Origin of the sequence: Actinomadura nitritigenes (assembly GCF_017573545.1) — a bacterium.
Taxonomy (GTDB): Bacteria; Actinomycetota; Actinomycetes; order Streptosporangiales; family Streptosporangiaceae; genus Spirillospora; species Spirillospora nitritigenes.
Map to the genome: position 1 here is coordinate 32,827 of NZ_JAGEOK010000006.1, position 14,889 is coordinate 47,715.

The 14,889-nt window shown below is 75.4% G+C and carries 15 protein-coding genes and 1 pseudogene; 6 read left to right on the top strand and 10 right to left on the bottom strand.

Annotation, left to right across the window (positions count from 1 at the left end; translation table 11 throughout):
• The first annotated feature begins 40 nt into the window (after nucleotides 1-40).
• Genes J4557_RS10100 through J4557_RS10110 form a run of 3 tightly spaced genes read left to right on the top strand, consistent with a single transcriptional unit; the run spans nucleotide 41 to nucleotide 1,817 of the window.
• On the top strand, nucleotides 41-436 hold the full coding sequence (locus J4557_RS10100) for a PPOX class F420-dependent oxidoreductase (RefSeq protein ID WP_208266226.1): 396 nt from the start codon (nucleotides 41-43) through the stop codon (nucleotides 434-436).
• On the top strand, nucleotides 433-1,215 hold the full coding sequence (locus J4557_RS10105) for a patatin-like phospholipase family protein (protein WP_208266227.1): 783 nt from the start codon (nucleotides 433-435) through the stop codon (nucleotides 1,213-1,215). Before J4557_RS10100 ends, J4557_RS10105 begins: the two co-directional genes overlap by 4 nt.
• Nucleotides 1,215-1,817: a Maf family protein gene (locus J4557_RS10110; protein WP_208266228.1), complete on the top strand. Its 603-nt coding sequence runs from the start codon at nucleotides 1,215-1,217 to the stop codon at nucleotides 1,815-1,817. The genes J4557_RS10105 and J4557_RS10110 overlap by 1 nt, the downstream gene beginning before the upstream one ends.
• Here the strand turns inward: J4557_RS10110 and J4557_RS10115 are convergent.
• The 3 genes from J4557_RS10115 to J4557_RS10125 are packed head-to-tail and all read right to left on the bottom strand — an operon-like array spanning nucleotide 1,807 to nucleotide 5,830.
• Nucleotides 1,807-2,457 carry a response regulator gene (locus J4557_RS10115; protein WP_307799600.1) on the bottom strand — a complete coding sequence of 217 codons (651 nt, stop codon included), beginning with the start codon at nucleotides 2,455-2,457 and terminating at the stop codon, nucleotides 1,807-1,809. The genes J4557_RS10110 and J4557_RS10115 overlap by 11 nt on opposite strands.
• On the bottom strand, nucleotides 2,454-3,641 hold the full coding sequence (locus J4557_RS10120) for a sensor histidine kinase (RefSeq protein ID WP_208266229.1): 1,188 nt from the start codon (nucleotides 3,639-3,641) through the stop codon (nucleotides 2,454-2,456). Before J4557_RS10120 ends, J4557_RS10115 begins: the two co-directional genes overlap by 4 nt.
• Before the next feature lie 5 nt (nucleotides 3,642-3,646).
• Nucleotides 3,647-5,830 carry an MMPL family transporter gene (locus J4557_RS10125; protein WP_208266230.1) on the bottom strand — a complete coding sequence of 728 codons (2,184 nt, stop codon included), beginning with the start codon at nucleotides 5,828-5,830 and terminating at the stop codon, nucleotides 3,647-3,649.
• A 203-nt stretch (nucleotides 5,831-6,033) separates the two neighbouring features.
• Here J4557_RS10125 and J4557_RS10130 point away from each other — a divergent pair, with 203 nt between their 5' ends.
• From J4557_RS10130 to J4557_RS10140, 3 genes are read left to right on the top strand one after another with little or no spacing between them, the layout of a single operon-like run.
• Nucleotides 6,034-6,954 (top strand): zinc-binding dehydrogenase, encoded by a 921-nt coding sequence (locus tag J4557_RS10130; protein ID WP_208266231.1) that lies wholly within the window; start codon nucleotides 6,034-6,036, stop codon nucleotides 6,952-6,954.
• Between the two features lie 16 nt (nucleotides 6,955-6,970).
• Nucleotides 6,971-7,405 (top strand): nuclear transport factor 2 family protein, encoded by a 435-nt coding sequence (locus J4557_RS10135; RefSeq protein WP_208266232.1) that lies wholly within the window; start codon nucleotides 6,971-6,973, stop codon nucleotides 7,403-7,405.
• Between the two features lie 49 nt (nucleotides 7,406-7,454).
• On the top strand, nucleotides 7,455-7,943 hold the full coding sequence (locus J4557_RS10140) for a MarR family winged helix-turn-helix transcriptional regulator (RefSeq protein WP_208266233.1): 489 nt from the start codon (nucleotides 7,455-7,457) through the stop codon (nucleotides 7,941-7,943).
• A gap of 187 nt (nucleotides 7,944-8,130) precedes the next feature.
• Here the strand turns inward: J4557_RS10140 and J4557_RS10145 are convergent, their stop codons facing one another.
• The 7 genes and pseudogenes from J4557_RS10145 to rsmA form a co-directional block, all read right to left on the bottom strand.
• A complete protein-coding gene (locus J4557_RS10145) occupies nucleotides 8,131-9,243 on the bottom strand; it encodes an amidase (RefSeq protein ID WP_208266234.1) in 1,113 nt (370 codons plus the stop codon).
• A gap of 57 nt (nucleotides 9,244-9,300) precedes the next feature.
• Nucleotides 9,301-11,079 carry an ABC-F family ATP-binding cassette domain-containing protein gene (locus J4557_RS10150; protein WP_208266235.1) on the bottom strand — a complete coding sequence of 593 codons (1,779 nt, stop codon included), beginning with the start codon at nucleotides 11,077-11,079 and terminating at the stop codon, nucleotides 9,301-9,303.
• 42 nt (nucleotides 11,080-11,121) lie between these two features.
• Nucleotides 11,122-11,367: a hypothetical protein gene (locus J4557_RS10155; RefSeq protein WP_208266236.1), complete on the bottom strand. Its 246-nt coding sequence runs from the start codon at nucleotides 11,365-11,367 to the stop codon at nucleotides 11,122-11,124.
• A 76-nt stretch (nucleotides 11,368-11,443) separates the two neighbouring features.
• Entirely contained in the window at nucleotides 11,444-11,587 is a 144-nt protein-coding gene (locus J4557_RS10160) for a hypothetical protein (protein WP_208266237.1), read from the bottom strand.
• Nucleotides 11,588-11,726: 139 nt separating this feature from the next.
• The gene (locus J4557_RS10165) at nucleotides 11,727-12,647 is read right to left on the bottom strand and encodes a 4-(cytidine 5'-diphospho)-2-C-methyl-D-erythritol kinase (RefSeq protein ID WP_208266481.1); all 921 of its coding nucleotides are present in this window, start codon (nucleotides 12,645-12,647) and stop codon (nucleotides 11,727-11,729) included.
• Between the two features lie 30 nt (nucleotides 12,648-12,677).
• Nucleotides 12,678-13,874 carry a glycoside hydrolase family 26 protein gene (locus tag J4557_RS10170; protein ID WP_243775556.1) on the bottom strand — a complete coding sequence of 399 codons (1,197 nt, stop codon included), beginning with the start codon at nucleotides 13,872-13,874 and terminating at the stop codon, nucleotides 12,678-12,680.
• A gap of 166 nt (nucleotides 13,875-14,040) precedes the next feature.
• Nucleotides 14,041-14,889 (bottom strand): annotated as a pseudogene (gene rsmA, locus J4557_RS10175) (16S rRNA (adenine(1518)-N(6)/adenine(1519)-N(6))-dimethyltransferase RsmA); the annotation flags it as partial.

The window sequence follows — 14,889 nt, forward strand, 5'->3', positions numbered from 1 at the left end:
ACGGATGCCGGGCGCGGCGCCCCGTTCCTAGGGTCGGGGCATGACGTTCAACGAGGTCGAGCAGAGGTATCTGGCGCAGGTCCCGCGCGGACGGCTGGCGACGGTCGCGCCGGACGGGAGCCCGCAGAACAAGCCGGTCGGTTTCGAGGTCGACGCCGAGCACGGCACGATCGACATCCACGGGTTCGGCATGGCGGGCTCGGCGAAGTTCCGCAACGTCGAGCGGAACCCGGCCGTGTCGTTCGTCGTGGACGACGCGATCGGCGAGGGTGCGGCGAACATGCGCTTCCTGGAGATTAGGGGCCGGGCCGAGCAGGTCCGGGACGGCGACCGGGAGAACTGGTTCATCCGCATCCGGCCGCGCCGGCTGCTGGCGTTCAACATCGACCCGGACCGTCCCGGCATGCACGCGCGCGACGTCGAGGCCGGCCGATGAGCTGGGGACTGGTGCTGGGCCCCGGCGGCCCGGTCGGCACGGCGTGGCTGGCCGGGCTCGCCGCGGGGCTGCGGGAGGCGGGGGTCGACCCGGCCGGCGCGGGGACGATCGTGGGCACGTCGGCGGGCGCGATCGCGGCCGCGATGATCGCGACCGGCCGCGACCTGGCGGCGGTCGCGGAGATGCCCCCGGCGAACGGCCCGCGCCCCGCGCGGAGTCCGGCGGTGATGGAGCGGGTGTTCGGGCTGATGCGCGATCCGGCGCTGGAGCCGGACGAGGCGCGCCGGCGCGTCGGGCGGCTGGCGGCGGAGGCCGAGGCGCTGCCCGCCGAATGGCACCGCAAGCGGATGGAGTTCCTGGTCGGGACGGACGCGTGGCCGGAGGGCCGGCTGCTGATCACGGCGGTGGACGTGGCGTCCGGCGAGCCCGTCGTCTGGGACCGGGCGAGCGGCGTGCCGCTGTCGGCGGCGGTCGCGGCGAGCAGCGCGGCGCCGGGCCACGCCCGTCCCGTCGAGATCGGCGGGCGGCTCTACATGGACGGCGCGTTCGGCGGCGGCTCGTGGCCGTGGCTCGCGCGGGACGAGGCGAAGGTCGTGCTGGTCGAGCCGTTCGCGCACATGTCGGACGGCGCGGGGGGCGACGTGCGGATCGTCCCGGACGCGGCGGCGCTGGAGGCGTTCGGCGGCGACGTGGGCGACGTGACCCGGTGGGCGGAGTGCTACCGGGCGGGCGTCCGGCAGGCCCCCGGGGCCGCGCGGCTGATCGCTACTGTGGCCTGATGCGGAAGGTGGTGCTGGCGTCGGCGTCGACGGCGCGGTTGCGGATCCTGCGGGAGGCGGGCGCGGACCCGGAGGTCGCCGTCAGCGGCGTGGACGAGTCGGCGGTCGCCGCCGGCTCGGTCGCCGGGCTGGCCGGCGCGCTGGCGCGGGCGAAGGCGCGCGCGGTCGCGGGCGGTGTCGCGGACGCGATCGTGATCGGCTGCGACTCGCTGCTGGAGGTGGGCGGGCGCGCGTTCGGGAAGCCGGCGTCGGCGGAGGAGGCCGCGGCGTGGTGGGCGGCGCGGCGCGGTGCGACGGGCGTGCTGCACACCGGGCACTGCGTGGTCGACACGGCGTCGGGGCGGGACGCGCTGGAGGTGGCGAGCACCCGGATCCGGTTCGGCGACCCGTCCGACGAGGAGATCGCCGCGTACGTCGCCACGGGCGAGCCGCTGCACGTCGCGGGCGCGTTCACGCTGGAGGGGCGCGGGGCCTGGTTCATCGACGGGATCGACGGCGATCCCGGCACGGTGATGGGCCTGTCGCTGCCCCTCCTGCGGCGGATGCTGGCCGGTGTCGGGGTTCCGCTGACCGAGGTGTGGCCGGTCCCGGTCACCGCTTGATCAGGCCGCGCTCCAGCGCGACGACGACCGCGCGGGTGCGGTCGCTCACGTCGAGCTTGGCGAACACGCGGAGCAGGTGCGTCTTCACCGTCGCCTCCGCGATGACGAGCCGCCGCCCGATCTCGGCGTTGGACAGCCCGTCCGCGACCGCGTCCAGCACCTCCGCCTCCCGGGCGGTGAGCGCGACGGGCGCGGGCTGCCGCATCCGCGCGACGAGCCGCTGCGCGACGCGCGGGGCGAGGACGGTCTCGCCGCGCGCGGCGGCCCGCACCGCGTCGGCGAGCTGCTCGCGGGTGGCGTCCTTGAGCAGGTAGCCGACGGCGCCGGCCTCCACGGCGCGCTCGATCTCCTCGTCGGTGTCGTAGGTGGTGAGGATCAGCACGCGGGTGCCGGTGCGGCGGGCGAGGATCTCGGTGGTGGCGGACACCCCGTCCAGCACGGGCATCCGCAGGTCGACGAGCGCGACGTCCGGCCGGAGCCGTTCGGCGAGGCCGACGGCCGCGCGGCCGTCGCCCGCCTCGCCGACGATCTCGATGCCGGGCTCGCCGGCCAGCAGCGCGGCCACGCCGGCGCGCATCACGGTGTGGTCGTCCACGAGGATGACGCGGACCGTGCCGTCGTTCGGGGTGCGGTCGTTCACGGGGTGCCTTCGCGGGGGAGCAGGGCGAGGACGCGGGTGCCCTCGCCGGGGGCGCTGGTGACGGTGAGCAGGCCGCCGAGCTCGGCGAGGCGGCGGCGCATCCCGTCCAGCCCGAACCCGCCGGACGCGGCGCCGGGCGCGAAGCCGCGGCCGTCGTCGGTGATCTCCAGTTCGACGCCGTGCGGGCGCGCGGCGAGGACGACGCCGACGGTGGAGGCGGCGGCGTGCTTGCGGACGTTCGCGAGCGACTCCTGGGTGCAGCGCAGCAGCGCGACGCGGGTCGGCTGGTCGCAGCGGACGTCGGGCAGGTCGGCGTCGACGGTGAGGCCGGTGTCCTCGGCGAACCGGTCGAGGGTGCGGCGCAGGGTCGCGGCGATGGAGCCGGCCGCGACGCCCTCGCGCGGTGCGGAGCCGACGAGGACGCGGGCCTCGGCGAGGTTCTCGCGGGCGGTCCGCTCGATGGACGCCAGCTGCCGGGCGCTCGCCTCCGGGTCGGTGCCGATGCCCGCGCGGGCGGCCTCGGCGAGCACGACGATGGACGCCAGGCCCTGCGCGAGGGTGTCGTGGATCTCGCGGGCGAGCCGCTCCCGCTCGTCGGCGGCGCCCTGGCGGCGCTGCGCCTCGGCGAGGCGCCGCTCGGCGTCCTCCAGGTCGGCGGCGAGGAGGCGGGCCCGCTCGGCCTGCCGGTCGACGACGCGGGTCATCCAGATCCCGACGAGGATGCTCGCGGCGTAGCCGGTGAGGGCGGCGACCGAGTTGCCGGTGACGAGCGCCCCGTCGGGGTGCCGCTGGACGGCCATGCCCGCGACGGCGGCCGCGGTCGCGACGCCGCTGAGGGCGATCGCGCGCCGCGGGCCGCCGCCCTGGATCCAGAAGTGCGGGAGGGACACGATCAGCAGCGACGCGGTGCCGTCCGCGAGGTAGGACACCCCGCCGATGCCGGCGGTCAGCACGCCGAGGAACGTGTACCGGCGGACGGCCGGGTTCCCCGGGAACGTCCCGGTGATCGGGTGGCAGACGGCGAGCAGGGCCAGCAGCGCGAGCGTCCCGGACCGGATCCCCTCGCTGCGGTCCCAGGCGGCGATGCCCGGCGGGACGAGGCCGAAGCAGATCCACAGGGCGGTGTACCAGCGGCGCACCGCCCGTGCCTGGAGCCGGTCGTCGTGCTGTGGCCCTCGCTCCATGGCGGTCAGCCTACTTTCGCCGGGGCGAGGGCCGGGACGGCGGCGGGCGCGGGCCGGGACGGCCACCAGGTCCGTTCGCCGAGCAGCAGCATCAGGGCGGGCAGCACCACGATGCGGATGACGAACGCGTCCACCAGCACCGCCACGGCGAGCGCGAAGCCCATCTGCTTCATCTCGATGATGTGCAGCGGGATGAAGCTGGCGAAGACGGTCACCATGACGAACGCGGCGCTGGTGACGACTCCGGCGGAGCGCCCGATGCCGTCGAGGACGGCGGTGCGGGTGGAGGCGCCGGCGAGGCGCGCCTCCCGGATCCGGCTGATCACGAAGACCTGGTAGTCCATGGACAGGCCGAACAGGATCACGAACAGGAACAGCGGGACGCGGGAGCCGATCGTCCCGGTGGAGGTGAAGCCGAGCAGGCCCTCCGCCCACGTCCCCTGGAACGTCAGGACGAGCAGGCCGAGCGCGGCGCCGGCCGACAGCAGGTTCAGCAGCACGCCGACCGCGCCGAGGACCACGGACCGGAACGCCCACACCGTCATCCCGAAGGTGACCAGCAGCAGCGACGCGATGATGAGCGGCAGCTTCTGCTTCTGGTGGTCGGGGTAGTCGGCGTAGCGGGCGACGTCGCCGGTGACGGCGACCTTGACGCCGGGCAGCCTCCCGACCGTGGCGGGCACGTAGTCGTCGCGGACGGTCCTCAGGGACGCGACGGCGGCCGGGTCGCCGACGTAGTGCGGGACGGCCAGTTCCAGCAGGCTCGTCCGGCCGTCCTGCGAGGTGCGCAGCCGAGACGTCCCGGACAGGCGCGGGTCGTGCTGCGCGCGGCGGCCGAGGTCGCGAAGCGCTCCCGCCACCTCCGCCCGCTGGGACGGGCCGGCCTCCACAACGACCTGGTGCATGGCCTTGAGCTCGGGGAACGCGGCGTTGAGCCGGTCGTAGACCTGCATCGCCGGGATGGCGCGGGGATGGGTCTCGCGGCCCATGTCGGTGAGCTTGAGGCCGAGGAGCGGCGCGGTGAGCGCGAGCATGACCAGCAGGCCGACGGCCAGCGTGGCGGCGGGGTGCCTTCCGGTCGGCCGCAGCAGGGCGCGGGTGATCCGCCCGCCGGTCTCGGAGCGCGTCCCGCGCACCCGCCTTCCGTTCCGGATCCGGCGCTCCCGGCGGCTCTCCGCCCACTGGCCGAGCTTGGCGAGCAGCGCGGGCAGGACGGTGAGGGAGCTGAGGACGGCGACGACGGTGACGACGATCGCGCCGGTCGCGATGGAGGAGAAGATCACGTCGTCGGCGAGGTAGAGCGTGGCGCTGGAGACGGCGACGGCGATGCCGGAGACGACCACGGCCCGTCCGGAGGTCGCGGCGGCCAGCTCCACGACGGCGGCGGGCGACAGCCGGCCGCCCGACCGGGCGCGCTCCTCGCGCTCGCGCTTCAGGTAGAAGAGCGTGTAGTCGACGCCGACGGCCATGCCGATGAGCAGGATGACGTTGGTGCCGACGCCCGCGTCCGGGAAGACGTGCGAGGCCAGCATCGACAGCCCGACGGCCGCGGCGATCGAGGACAGCGCGAGCAGCAGCGGCACCACGGCCAGCGCCACCGAGCCGAACACGACCAGCAGCGTGACCAGCGTGACGGGCAGCGCGATCACCTCGGTCCGCGACAGGTCCTTCCCGCGCAGGTGGTCGACGCCCTTGCTGATGGACGGGCTGCCCGTCTCCTCGACCCGCACCCCGGGGTGCGCGGCCTGGACCTGCTCGGTCTGCGCGATCAGCGGCGCGACGTGCTTCTTGCCCTCCAGTTCGGGGCCCCGCATGGTGACCTGGACGCGGACCGCCGTCCCGTCCGCCGCGCGGATCGGCGGGGAGACCGACGCGACCTCGGGCAGCCGCGCCATCCGGGCCGCGGCGTCGCGGGCGGCGGCGTCCGCCTGCGCCGCGTCCAGGCGGCCCGCACCCGGCTTCGCGGTGATCAGCACCTGCTCGGCCGGCCTCTGCTCCAGGCCGCCGCGGGCGGCCATCGCCTCGGCGCGGCCGGCCTCGCCGATCCGGAAGTCGGCGCTGGTCGCCGCGTGCCCACCCACCGATATGCCGACCCCGAGGCACACCGCGACGAACAGGAACCAGCCGGCGATCGCCCGCCAGGGGTGCCCGGCGCTCCACCGGGCCATGCGCACAGGAAGATCTCTCATGCCCGAAATGCTCGCGCCGCGGCCCCCTCCGGCATGAGCCTCGACCGGCTGAACCTGCCGTCCACCGACCGGTGGACCCGGGCTGACAACCACTGGTTGTCGTTCCTGCTCAATGGCTGTTGGACCGGGGTGTTCGGGGTGCGGTCCACTGGGTCCACCGCCGCCGGTGGAGGGCCACCGGGGCAGGGATGCGAGGAGGGATCGTGAAGGCACTCGTGCCGACGGGCGACGCGCGGGAGGCGGTCGCGTTCGCCGACGTCGACGAGCCGGAGCCGCGCCCGGACGAGGCGCTGGTGAAGGTGGCGGCGTTCTCGGTCAACCGCGGCGAGACGTTCCAGCTGGAGGGCGACCGGCCCGGCTGGCGTCCCGGCAAGGACGTCGCGGGCCTGGTCGTCCAGGCGGCGGCGGACGGGTCGGGGCCCGCGTGCGGAACCCGGGTGGTCGGGCATCCGCCCTCGGCGGGCTGGGCCGAGTACGCGGCAGTGCCTGCCGGGTCGCTGGCGGAGCTGCCCGCCTCGGTGCCGGTGGAGACGGCGGCGGCGCTGCCGCTGGCGGGACTCACCGCGCTGCGGCTGCTGCGCGCCGCCGGGCCGCTGGCGGGACGGACGATCCTGCTCACGGGGGCGTCCGGCGGCGTGGGGCACTACGTCACCGAGCTGGCCGCCGCGGCGGGCGCGGAGGTCACCGCGGTGTCGGCGACGCCGGAGCGCGGGCGGCGGCTGGCGGAGTTCGGCGCCACGGTGGTGCCGGACGCGGCGGCCGCGGAGGGCCCGTTCGACCTGGTGCTGGAGTCGACCGGCGGACGGGAGTTCCCGGACGCGCTGGCGCGGCTGCGGCGCCGGGGCACGCTGATCTGGTTCGGGCAGGCGTCCCGGACTCCCGTGACGCTGGACTTCTTCCGGTTCTTCAACGGCCCGGAGTCGGCGACCATCCGGCACTTCCACTACGAGGACGCCGACACCGCGAACGCCGACGACCTGGCCGTGCTGGTCCGGCTCGTCGACCGGGGGCGGCTGCACCCGGAGATCGGGCGGTCCGCCGACTGGTCGCAGACCGCCGCCGTCCTCACCGACCTGCGCGAACGCCGCGTCCGCGGCAACGCGATCCTCACCATCGACCGCTGAGAGCAAGGAGACCGAGATGAACGCCGAGACCGAGATGAACGCCGGGACCGGGATGAACGCCAAGGACGTCGTGGTCCGCTACGTCCAGGCCGTCGCCGACGGCGATCTGGCGACGATCAGGGACAGCTTCGCCGAGGACGCGACCTGGACCTACCCCGGCGACCTGCCGCTGACCGGCACCTGGAAGGGCCGCGACGCCATCGTCGACGACTTCCTCGGGGCCGCGACCGGCGGCCTGTTCAAGCCGGGCACCGCGCCGGAGGTCGCGCTCGTCAACGTGATCGCCGAGGGCGACCAGGTGCTCGCCGAGTGGACGGCGAAGGGGATCACCCGGTCGGGCAAGATCTACGACAACCGGTGCGCCGGGATCTACGTCGTCCGGGACGGGAAGATCGTCTCGGTGAAGGAGTACGCCGACACCCAGCACGTCGAGCGAACCCTGTTCGGCTAGCGATGACCGGCCGCAGGTCCCTCGATATCAAGACAGGTAGGCTTGCGGCATGGAGGATGAGGTCGACCGGCTGGTCGCCGCGTGGCAGGCCGAGCGCCCGGACCTGGACGTCCGGCCGCTGCAGGTCCTCAGCCGGGTGTCCCGGCTGGCCCGGCACCTCGACCGCGCCCGCCGCGCCGTGTTCGCCGCCCACCAGGTGGAGTCGTGGGAGTTCGACGTCCTCACCGCGCTGCGCCGGGCCGGCTCCCCCTACCAGCTCAGCCCGGGGCAGCTGCTGCGCGCGACGCTGGTCACGTCCGGGACCATGACCAACCGCATCGACCGGCTCGCCGCCGCCGGCCTGGTCGAGCGGCACCCCGACCCGCAGGACAAGCGCGGCGTCCAGGTCCGCCTCACCGAGGCGGGCCTGACGCGCGTGGACGCCGCGTTCGCCGACCTGCTGGGCCGCGAGCAGGCCATCCTGGAGGCCCTCACGCCCGACCAGCGCGAGACCCTGGCCGTCCTGCTCCGCACCCTCCTGATCCCCTTCGACGCGTGATCTCCGCAGGCCGGGCCCACTGCGCTCGCCTGGCGGCTCGCTCCGCGACCTGGCCCGGGCGAACGCGGCATCGCTTCGCGATCCGCCCGGCCGAGGGTCGCCTCCGGCAGCGCCTCGCCCGGTCAGGTAACGCGTTCGCGCGCGGGTCGAGACCCTCCGGATGGGGTTCCGGCCGCTGACACTCGCGTCAGGCGAGCGCCGCTTCCAGTGCGGCGGCGACGGCGCAGAGCCGTTCCTCGCCGCCCGCCGGGCCGATCAGCTGCACGGACGCGGGGAGGTGCGAGCCGGGCAGCGGCACGGGCAGCGCGAACGCCGGCAGCCCCGCCACGTTGACCGGCCCGGTGAGCATCGTCAGCAGCAGGTCGTCGTCGCCGCCCGGCGGCTCCGGCGCGACCCCGGCCAGCACCGGCAGCGCGAGCACGCCGTGCCGGTCCAGCAGCGCGTCGAACTCCGCCCGGACCGTCTTCTGGAGCTGCTCGGCCCACGGGCGCTTGCCCGCCGCGGCCTCCTTCAGCACCCTGAGCCGCCGGTACATCCGCTCGCTGATCCTGGACGGGTCGCCGAGCAGCCCGCCGTTCCGCGCGTACGCCTCCTCGCCGACGAACACGCCGTTCGCGAGCGCCGCGTCCTGGAAGTGCTCGCAGGTCTCGTCGGTGATCGGGCCGAGCCGGCGGAGCGCGTCGTCCACGGCCGCGTCGATCGCCGGGTCCACGTTCGGGACGCGGAGCCGCCCGACCGTCATGCCGGGGTCGTAGGCGTCCGGGGCGAAGCCCGGCTCGATCAGCCGCATGCCGGTGACGACGGCGGCGACGTCGCGGCCCAGCGGCCCGACGGTGTCCAGCGTCGGGGACAGCGGGTAGACGCCGTCCAGCGGGACGCGCCCGTGGGTCGTCTTCAGCGACGCGATCCCGCAGCACGCCGCGGGGATCCGCACGGACCCGGCGGTGTCGGTGCCGAACGCGACGTCCGCCTCCCCGCTCGCGACCGCCACCGCCGACCCGCTGGACGACCCGCCCGGCACCCGCGACGGGTCCAAGGGGTTCACCGGCGTGCCCGACCACGGGTTGACGCCGTCGGCGCCCAGGCAGAACTCGGTGAGGTTGGCCTTCCCGACGATGCGGGCGCCCTGCGCGCGCGCCGACGCGACAACGGGTGCGTCCGCCGCCGCCGGCTCGGCGCGCTCGGCCACCGCCCGGCTCCCCGCCGTGGTGGGCAGCCCGGCCACGTCGATGGCGTCCTTCACCGCGAGCCGCGGACCGTCCCCGGGCGCGTCGTCGATCTTCACGATCCAAGTCGTCATTGTCGGATCATGGCGATTCCGGACGCCGAGCACCAGGGGTCCGGCCGATCCGAAGGCTCAGTCGACGTCCTCGGCGAGCATCAGCCACTCCTCCTCGACCCGCGCCGCCTCCGCCTGGATCTCCTTCAGCCGCCCGTCCAGCTCCTGGAGCTTGACGAAGTCGGTGGCGTGCGCGGCGAGCCGCTCGTGCAGCTCCGCCTCCTGGCCGGACAGCTTCTCCAGGCGGCGTTCGAGCCGGTCCAGCTCCTTGCGGACCTTCCAGTCCTGCCCGCCCTTCGGCTTCGGCGGCGCGGCGGCGGGCGCCTCCTGCGCGCGCGCCTGGACCGTCCGGGTCCGGGCGGTTCCGGCGGCGCGGCGCTCCAGGTACTCGTCGACCCCGCCCGGCAGCATCGACACCCGCCCGTCGCCGAGCAGCGCCACCACGTGGTCGGTGATGCGCTCCAGGAAGTACCGGTCGTGACTGACGACGACGAGGGTGCCGGGCCAGCCGTCCAGCAGGTCCTCCAGCTCGGTGAGCGTCTCGATGTCGAGGTCGTTCGTCGGCTCGTCCAGCAGCAGCACGTTCGGCTCGCCCATCAGCAGCCGCAGCACCTGGAGGCGGCGCCGCTCGCCGCCCGACAGGTCGCCCACGGGCGTCCACTGCCGGTCCCCGGCGAAGCCGAGCCGCTCCAGCAGCTGGCTCGCCGTCCACTCCCGCTTCCCGACCGTGATGCGGCGGCGGATCTCCTCCACCGACTCCAGCACCCGCCGGGACGGGTCCAGCTCCTCCAGGTTCTGCGACAGGTGCGCCAGCTGGACGGTCCTGCCCCGCACGACCTTCCCCGACACCGGCGCCACCGAGCCGTCCAGCAGCCGCAGCAGCGTGCTCTTGCCGCTGCCGTTGACGCCGACGAGCCCCACCCGGTCGCCCGGGCCGAGCCGCCACGTCATCCGCTCGAAGATGTCCCGGCCGCCGTCGTCCCCGACCCGCACCGTGACGTCCTCGATGTCGTACACGGTCTTGCCGAGCCGCGCCGTCGCGAACTTCGTCAGCTCCACCGCGTCGCGCAGCGGCGGCTCGTCGGCGATCAGCGCCTGCGCCGCGTCCACCCGGAACTTCGGCTTGGACGTCCGCGCCTGCGGGCCGCGCCGCAGCCACGCCAGCTCCTTGCGCAGCAGGTTCTGCCGCTTGGCCTCCGTCGCCGCCGCGATCCGGGACCGCTCCGCCTTCGCCAGCACGTAGGCGGAGTAGCCGCCCTCGTACCGCTCGACGCGGCCGTCGACGACCTCCCACGTGCGGTCGGTGACCTCGTCGAGGAACCAGCGGTCGTGCGTGACGACCAGCAGCGCCACCCGGCGGTCCTTCAGGTGCCGGGCCAGCCACGCGATCGCCTCGATGTCGAGGTGGTTGGTCGGCTCGTCCAGCATCAGCAGGTCCGACTCGGGGACGAGCAGCCGCGCCAGCGCGATCCGGCGCCGCTCCCCGCCGGACATCCCGGCCAGCGGCGCGTCCAGGTCGACGTCGGCGAGCAGCCCGCCGAGGACGTCGCGGGCCCGGGTGTCGCCCGCCCACTCGTGCTCGGCGCGGTCCCCCAGCACCACCGACCGGACCGTCGCGCCCTCGGGGAACACGTCCCGCTGCGTCAGGTACCCCAGCCGCAGGCCCCGCGCGTGCGTGACGCGGCCCGCGTCCGGCTCCACCTCGCGCGCCAGGACCTGCACCAGCGTGCTCTTGCCGCCGCCGTTGCGGCCGACGACCCCGACCCGGTCGCCCTCGTCCAGCCCGAGGGACACCGCGTCCAGCAGCGGCTTCGGCCCGTACGCCTTCGCGACGTTCTCAACGTTGATCAGATTCACGACGCCGTCCAGCCTATTGCCCCGCGCGCATTGCCCGTGCGGTCAGCCCTGGGGCGGGGCGGGCGGGCCCTGCGGCCCCGGCTGCCCCGGCTGCCCGTACGGCGGCTGCGGCGGGAGCTGCGGATTCGGCGGGTACGGGGCGTTCGGCGGGTACGGGGCGCCGGGCGGGCGGTACGCCGAGTCCGCGCCGCGCTTGCGGGCGCTCACGGCGACGAGCACGACGACCAGCACGACCACTCCGGCGAGCACGAGGAGGGCCAGGACGATCAGCAGCGAGAGGGCGGCCATACGGATTCCTGAGTTCGGGGGACGCGGCGCGGGCGGCGTGCGGGCACGCGTGGCGCGCCGGGGCGCCCGCCCGGCCTCAGCGTAGCGGGGGACGGCGCGAGGAGATCGCCGCGTCGGGGGCGTCGCGGCGGATCGCCCGGTCCCGGCGCACGGCCAGGACGGCGAGCGTCGCCATCATCACGACGGCCACCAGCGCCAGCAGCCCCGTCAGGTACGTCATCGCTCCACCTCGTCGCGGAATCGGCGTCAATGATCAGGACGCCGCCGGGGCGCGGGGAGTTCGCTTGTGTGCCGAGAGCACACACCGTGACGCTACCGGCACGTCCCGGGGGCAGCGCCCGCGGGCCCGCCCGCCGGGGTCAGAGCACGGTCGCGCCGGGCACCGGGCCCTGCGCGCGGACGATCTGCTCGGCCACCCCCGCGCCGTCCAGCGCCGCCGCGAGGTCGGCGGCGTCCTCGTCGGTCTCGGCGAGGAACGCGCAGGTCGGGCCCGACCCGGACACCAGCGCGCCGATCGCGCCGAGGTCCCGTCCGGCGTTCAGGGTGCGGGCCAGCGACGGCCGCAGCTCCAGCGCGGCGGGCTGCAGGTCGTTGGCGAGCGCGGCGCCGAGCGCCTTCGCGTCGCCGGTCGCGAGCGCCGTCATCAGGTCCTCCGCGACGGACGGCCGCGGGGCGCTCTCCCCCGCCGCCTCCCGCAGCCGGTCGCACTCGGCGTAGACCTCGGGCGTCGACAGGCCGCCGTCCGCCGCCGCGAACACCCAGTGGAAGGTGCCGCGGGTCAGCGCCGGGGTGAGCCGCTCGCCCCGCCCCACGCCGATCGCGGTCCCGCCGAGCAGCGCGAACGGCACGTCGCTGCCGAGCTCGGCGCCCATCTCCATCAGGTCGTCCCGCGACAGCGCCGGCCGCTCCCGGTCGTCCCACAGCCGCGCGCACGCGACCAGCGCGGCGGCCGCGTCGGCGCTGCCGCCCGCCATGCCGCCCGCGACCGGGATCGCCTTGCGGATCCGCAGCCGGACGCGGGGCTCCACGCCGAGCCGGGACGCGACCAGCACCGCGGCCCGCGCCGCCAGGTTCCGGGCGTCGGTCGGGACCCGGCCGATCGCCACCCGCGAGTACGGCGCCGCCTCGACGGCGAGCTCGAGGCCGTCGGCCGGCTCCGCGGTCAGCTCGTCGAACAGCGACACGGCGTGGAACACGTTCACGAGGTCGTGGTAGCCGTCCTCCCGGATCGGCCCGACCCCGAGCTGAAGGTTGACCTTTGCGGGGACGCGTACCCTCACTGCGCTCACGCCAGAACCCTACGGGAGAGATCAGCCTCCGCTCGTCACGGGGAGGTTGCGGGGATTGAAGTAGGGCGTGGTCGCCAGCTCCCGCAGCGCCGACACCGCGTGCGTGTCGCCCGTCACCGCGTACGCGCGCCGCTTGTCCCGCGCGTCCTCGGCCTGCTCGTCGGAGTCGAAGTAGACGACGGCCTTGACCTGCGGGTCCTCCAGGGTCTTGGTGGCGGCGCGCAGCCACTCGGCGCGCCGCTGCCCGTAGGACTTCGGCACCCCGAACTCGGCGATCATGATGGGCTTGTGCCGGTTCCTGGCCCACTGCATGAACAGCTTCAGCGTCTCCGACAGGTCGCGGTACTCGTAGTCGGCGCCGGGCGGCGCGTCCGCGCAGATCCAGTCGACCTGGTCGTCGCCGGGGTAGAAGGCGCCCGCGTTCGGCGCGCCGAACCCGCGCGCGCTCGGGCACCACACCCAGGCGACGTTGTCGACCTTCTCCGCGGTGAAGATCTGCCGCAGGTGCTTCCACGCGGCGATGAAGTCCGCCGGGGAGTGCACCCGGTCCTTGACCGACGACCGGTCCATGTCGCGGGACCAGCGCAGGAACACCGGCTTGCCGGTCGCCTTGATCGCCTTCGCACGGGCGCGGATCAGCGCGTCGTACTTGCCTTGGACGATCTCCTTGGTGTCGGCGCCCGCCCAGGTCAGCAGCAGGTACCGGTTGCTGTTGACGACGGAGGAGTCCAGCCCGGTCGGGAAGTCGGACTTCCAGCCCCGGTAGCTCTGGACGATGTCCAGCTGCCGTCCCATGTCCCGCTCGAACGCGGCGACGGGCGCCATGCCCGGCTTGTCGGCGTCCTTCCCGGTCGGGCCCGCCGACGGCGTGCCCGACGCGGTACCGGACGCGCCGTCCGCCGGTGAGCCGGACGCCGTCGACGACGGCGACCTGGTCGCCGCCCCGCCCACGGCGGGCGGCACCCACGCGCCGAAGTAGGCGCCCTTCGCCGGCGGCGTCGGGGCGATGCCCGCCCGCGCGGTCGTCGTTATCTTCGGGGCCGCGCCGGCTCCGTCACTGCAGCCCGCCGCCACCGTCGCGACCAGGCCGCCCGCCGCCACCAGCGCCGTCGCCGCCAGCGGCAGCCGGGCCGCCCGCGCCCCGCCGGGCCGGAAGGCGCGCGCCGTCCGGGCCCGCTCGGTCCCCGCCCGCGCCGTCCGCGAACGCGCCTTCACCATCGCCCTCCGACTCCTCCGTGTCCATCGCCCCGGCGTCCGTCCCGCCGGAGCCGCTCGCACCGGCGTCCGTCCCGTGTGAAACCCCGTCAGGACGCGCCGCACCGGGGTCCGCGTCGGGCCCGGCGGCAGCCGCCGGGGCGCCGGGAGCACCGTCCCCCACGATTGAAGGACCATACTCGGCAATACGGGCGAAGGCGGCCACGTCCAGAGCTTCGCCCCGCGCCCGCGGATCGACGCCCGCCGCGCGCAGCGCCCGTTCCGCCTCCGCCGCCGACCCCGCCCAGCCCGCCAGCGCCGCCCGCAGCGTCTTGCGGCGCTGCGCGAACGCCGCGTCGACCACGGCGAACACCTGCTTGCGGGACGCGGCGGACGCCGGCGGGTCGCGCCGGGTGAACGCGACCAGCCCGGAATCGACGTTCGGCACCGGCCAGAACACCGCCCGGCCCACGGGCCCGGCGCGGCGCGCCTCCCCGTACCAGGCGAGCTTCACCGACGGCACCCCGTAGATCTTGCTCCCGGGCGCGGCCACCATCCGGTCGGCGACCTCCGCCTGCACCATGACCAGCGCCGACCGCAGCGACGGCAGCACGTCCAGCAGATGCAGGACGACCGGCACCGCCACGTTGTAGGGCAGGTTCGCCACCAGCGCGGTCGGCGCCGGCCCCGGCAGCCGTGTGATCTTCATCGCGTCGGCGCGCACGACCTCCAGCCGGTCCGCGAGCGCCGGCTCCCGCGCGGCCGCCGTCGCGGGCAGCTCCGCCGCCAGCACCGGGTCGATCTCCACCGCGACCACCCGCCGCGCCTCCGGCAGCAGCGCCAGCGTCAGCGACCCCAGCCCCGGCCCGACCTCGATGACCACGTCGTCCGGGCCCAGGTCCGCGGCCCGCACGATCCGCCGGACCGTGTTGGCGTCGATGACGAAGTTCTGCCCGAGCGTCTTGGTCGGCCTGATGCCCAGCCGCGCCGCCAGCTCCCGCACGTCCGCCGGCCCGAGCAGCCCCTGTCTGTCCCCCAC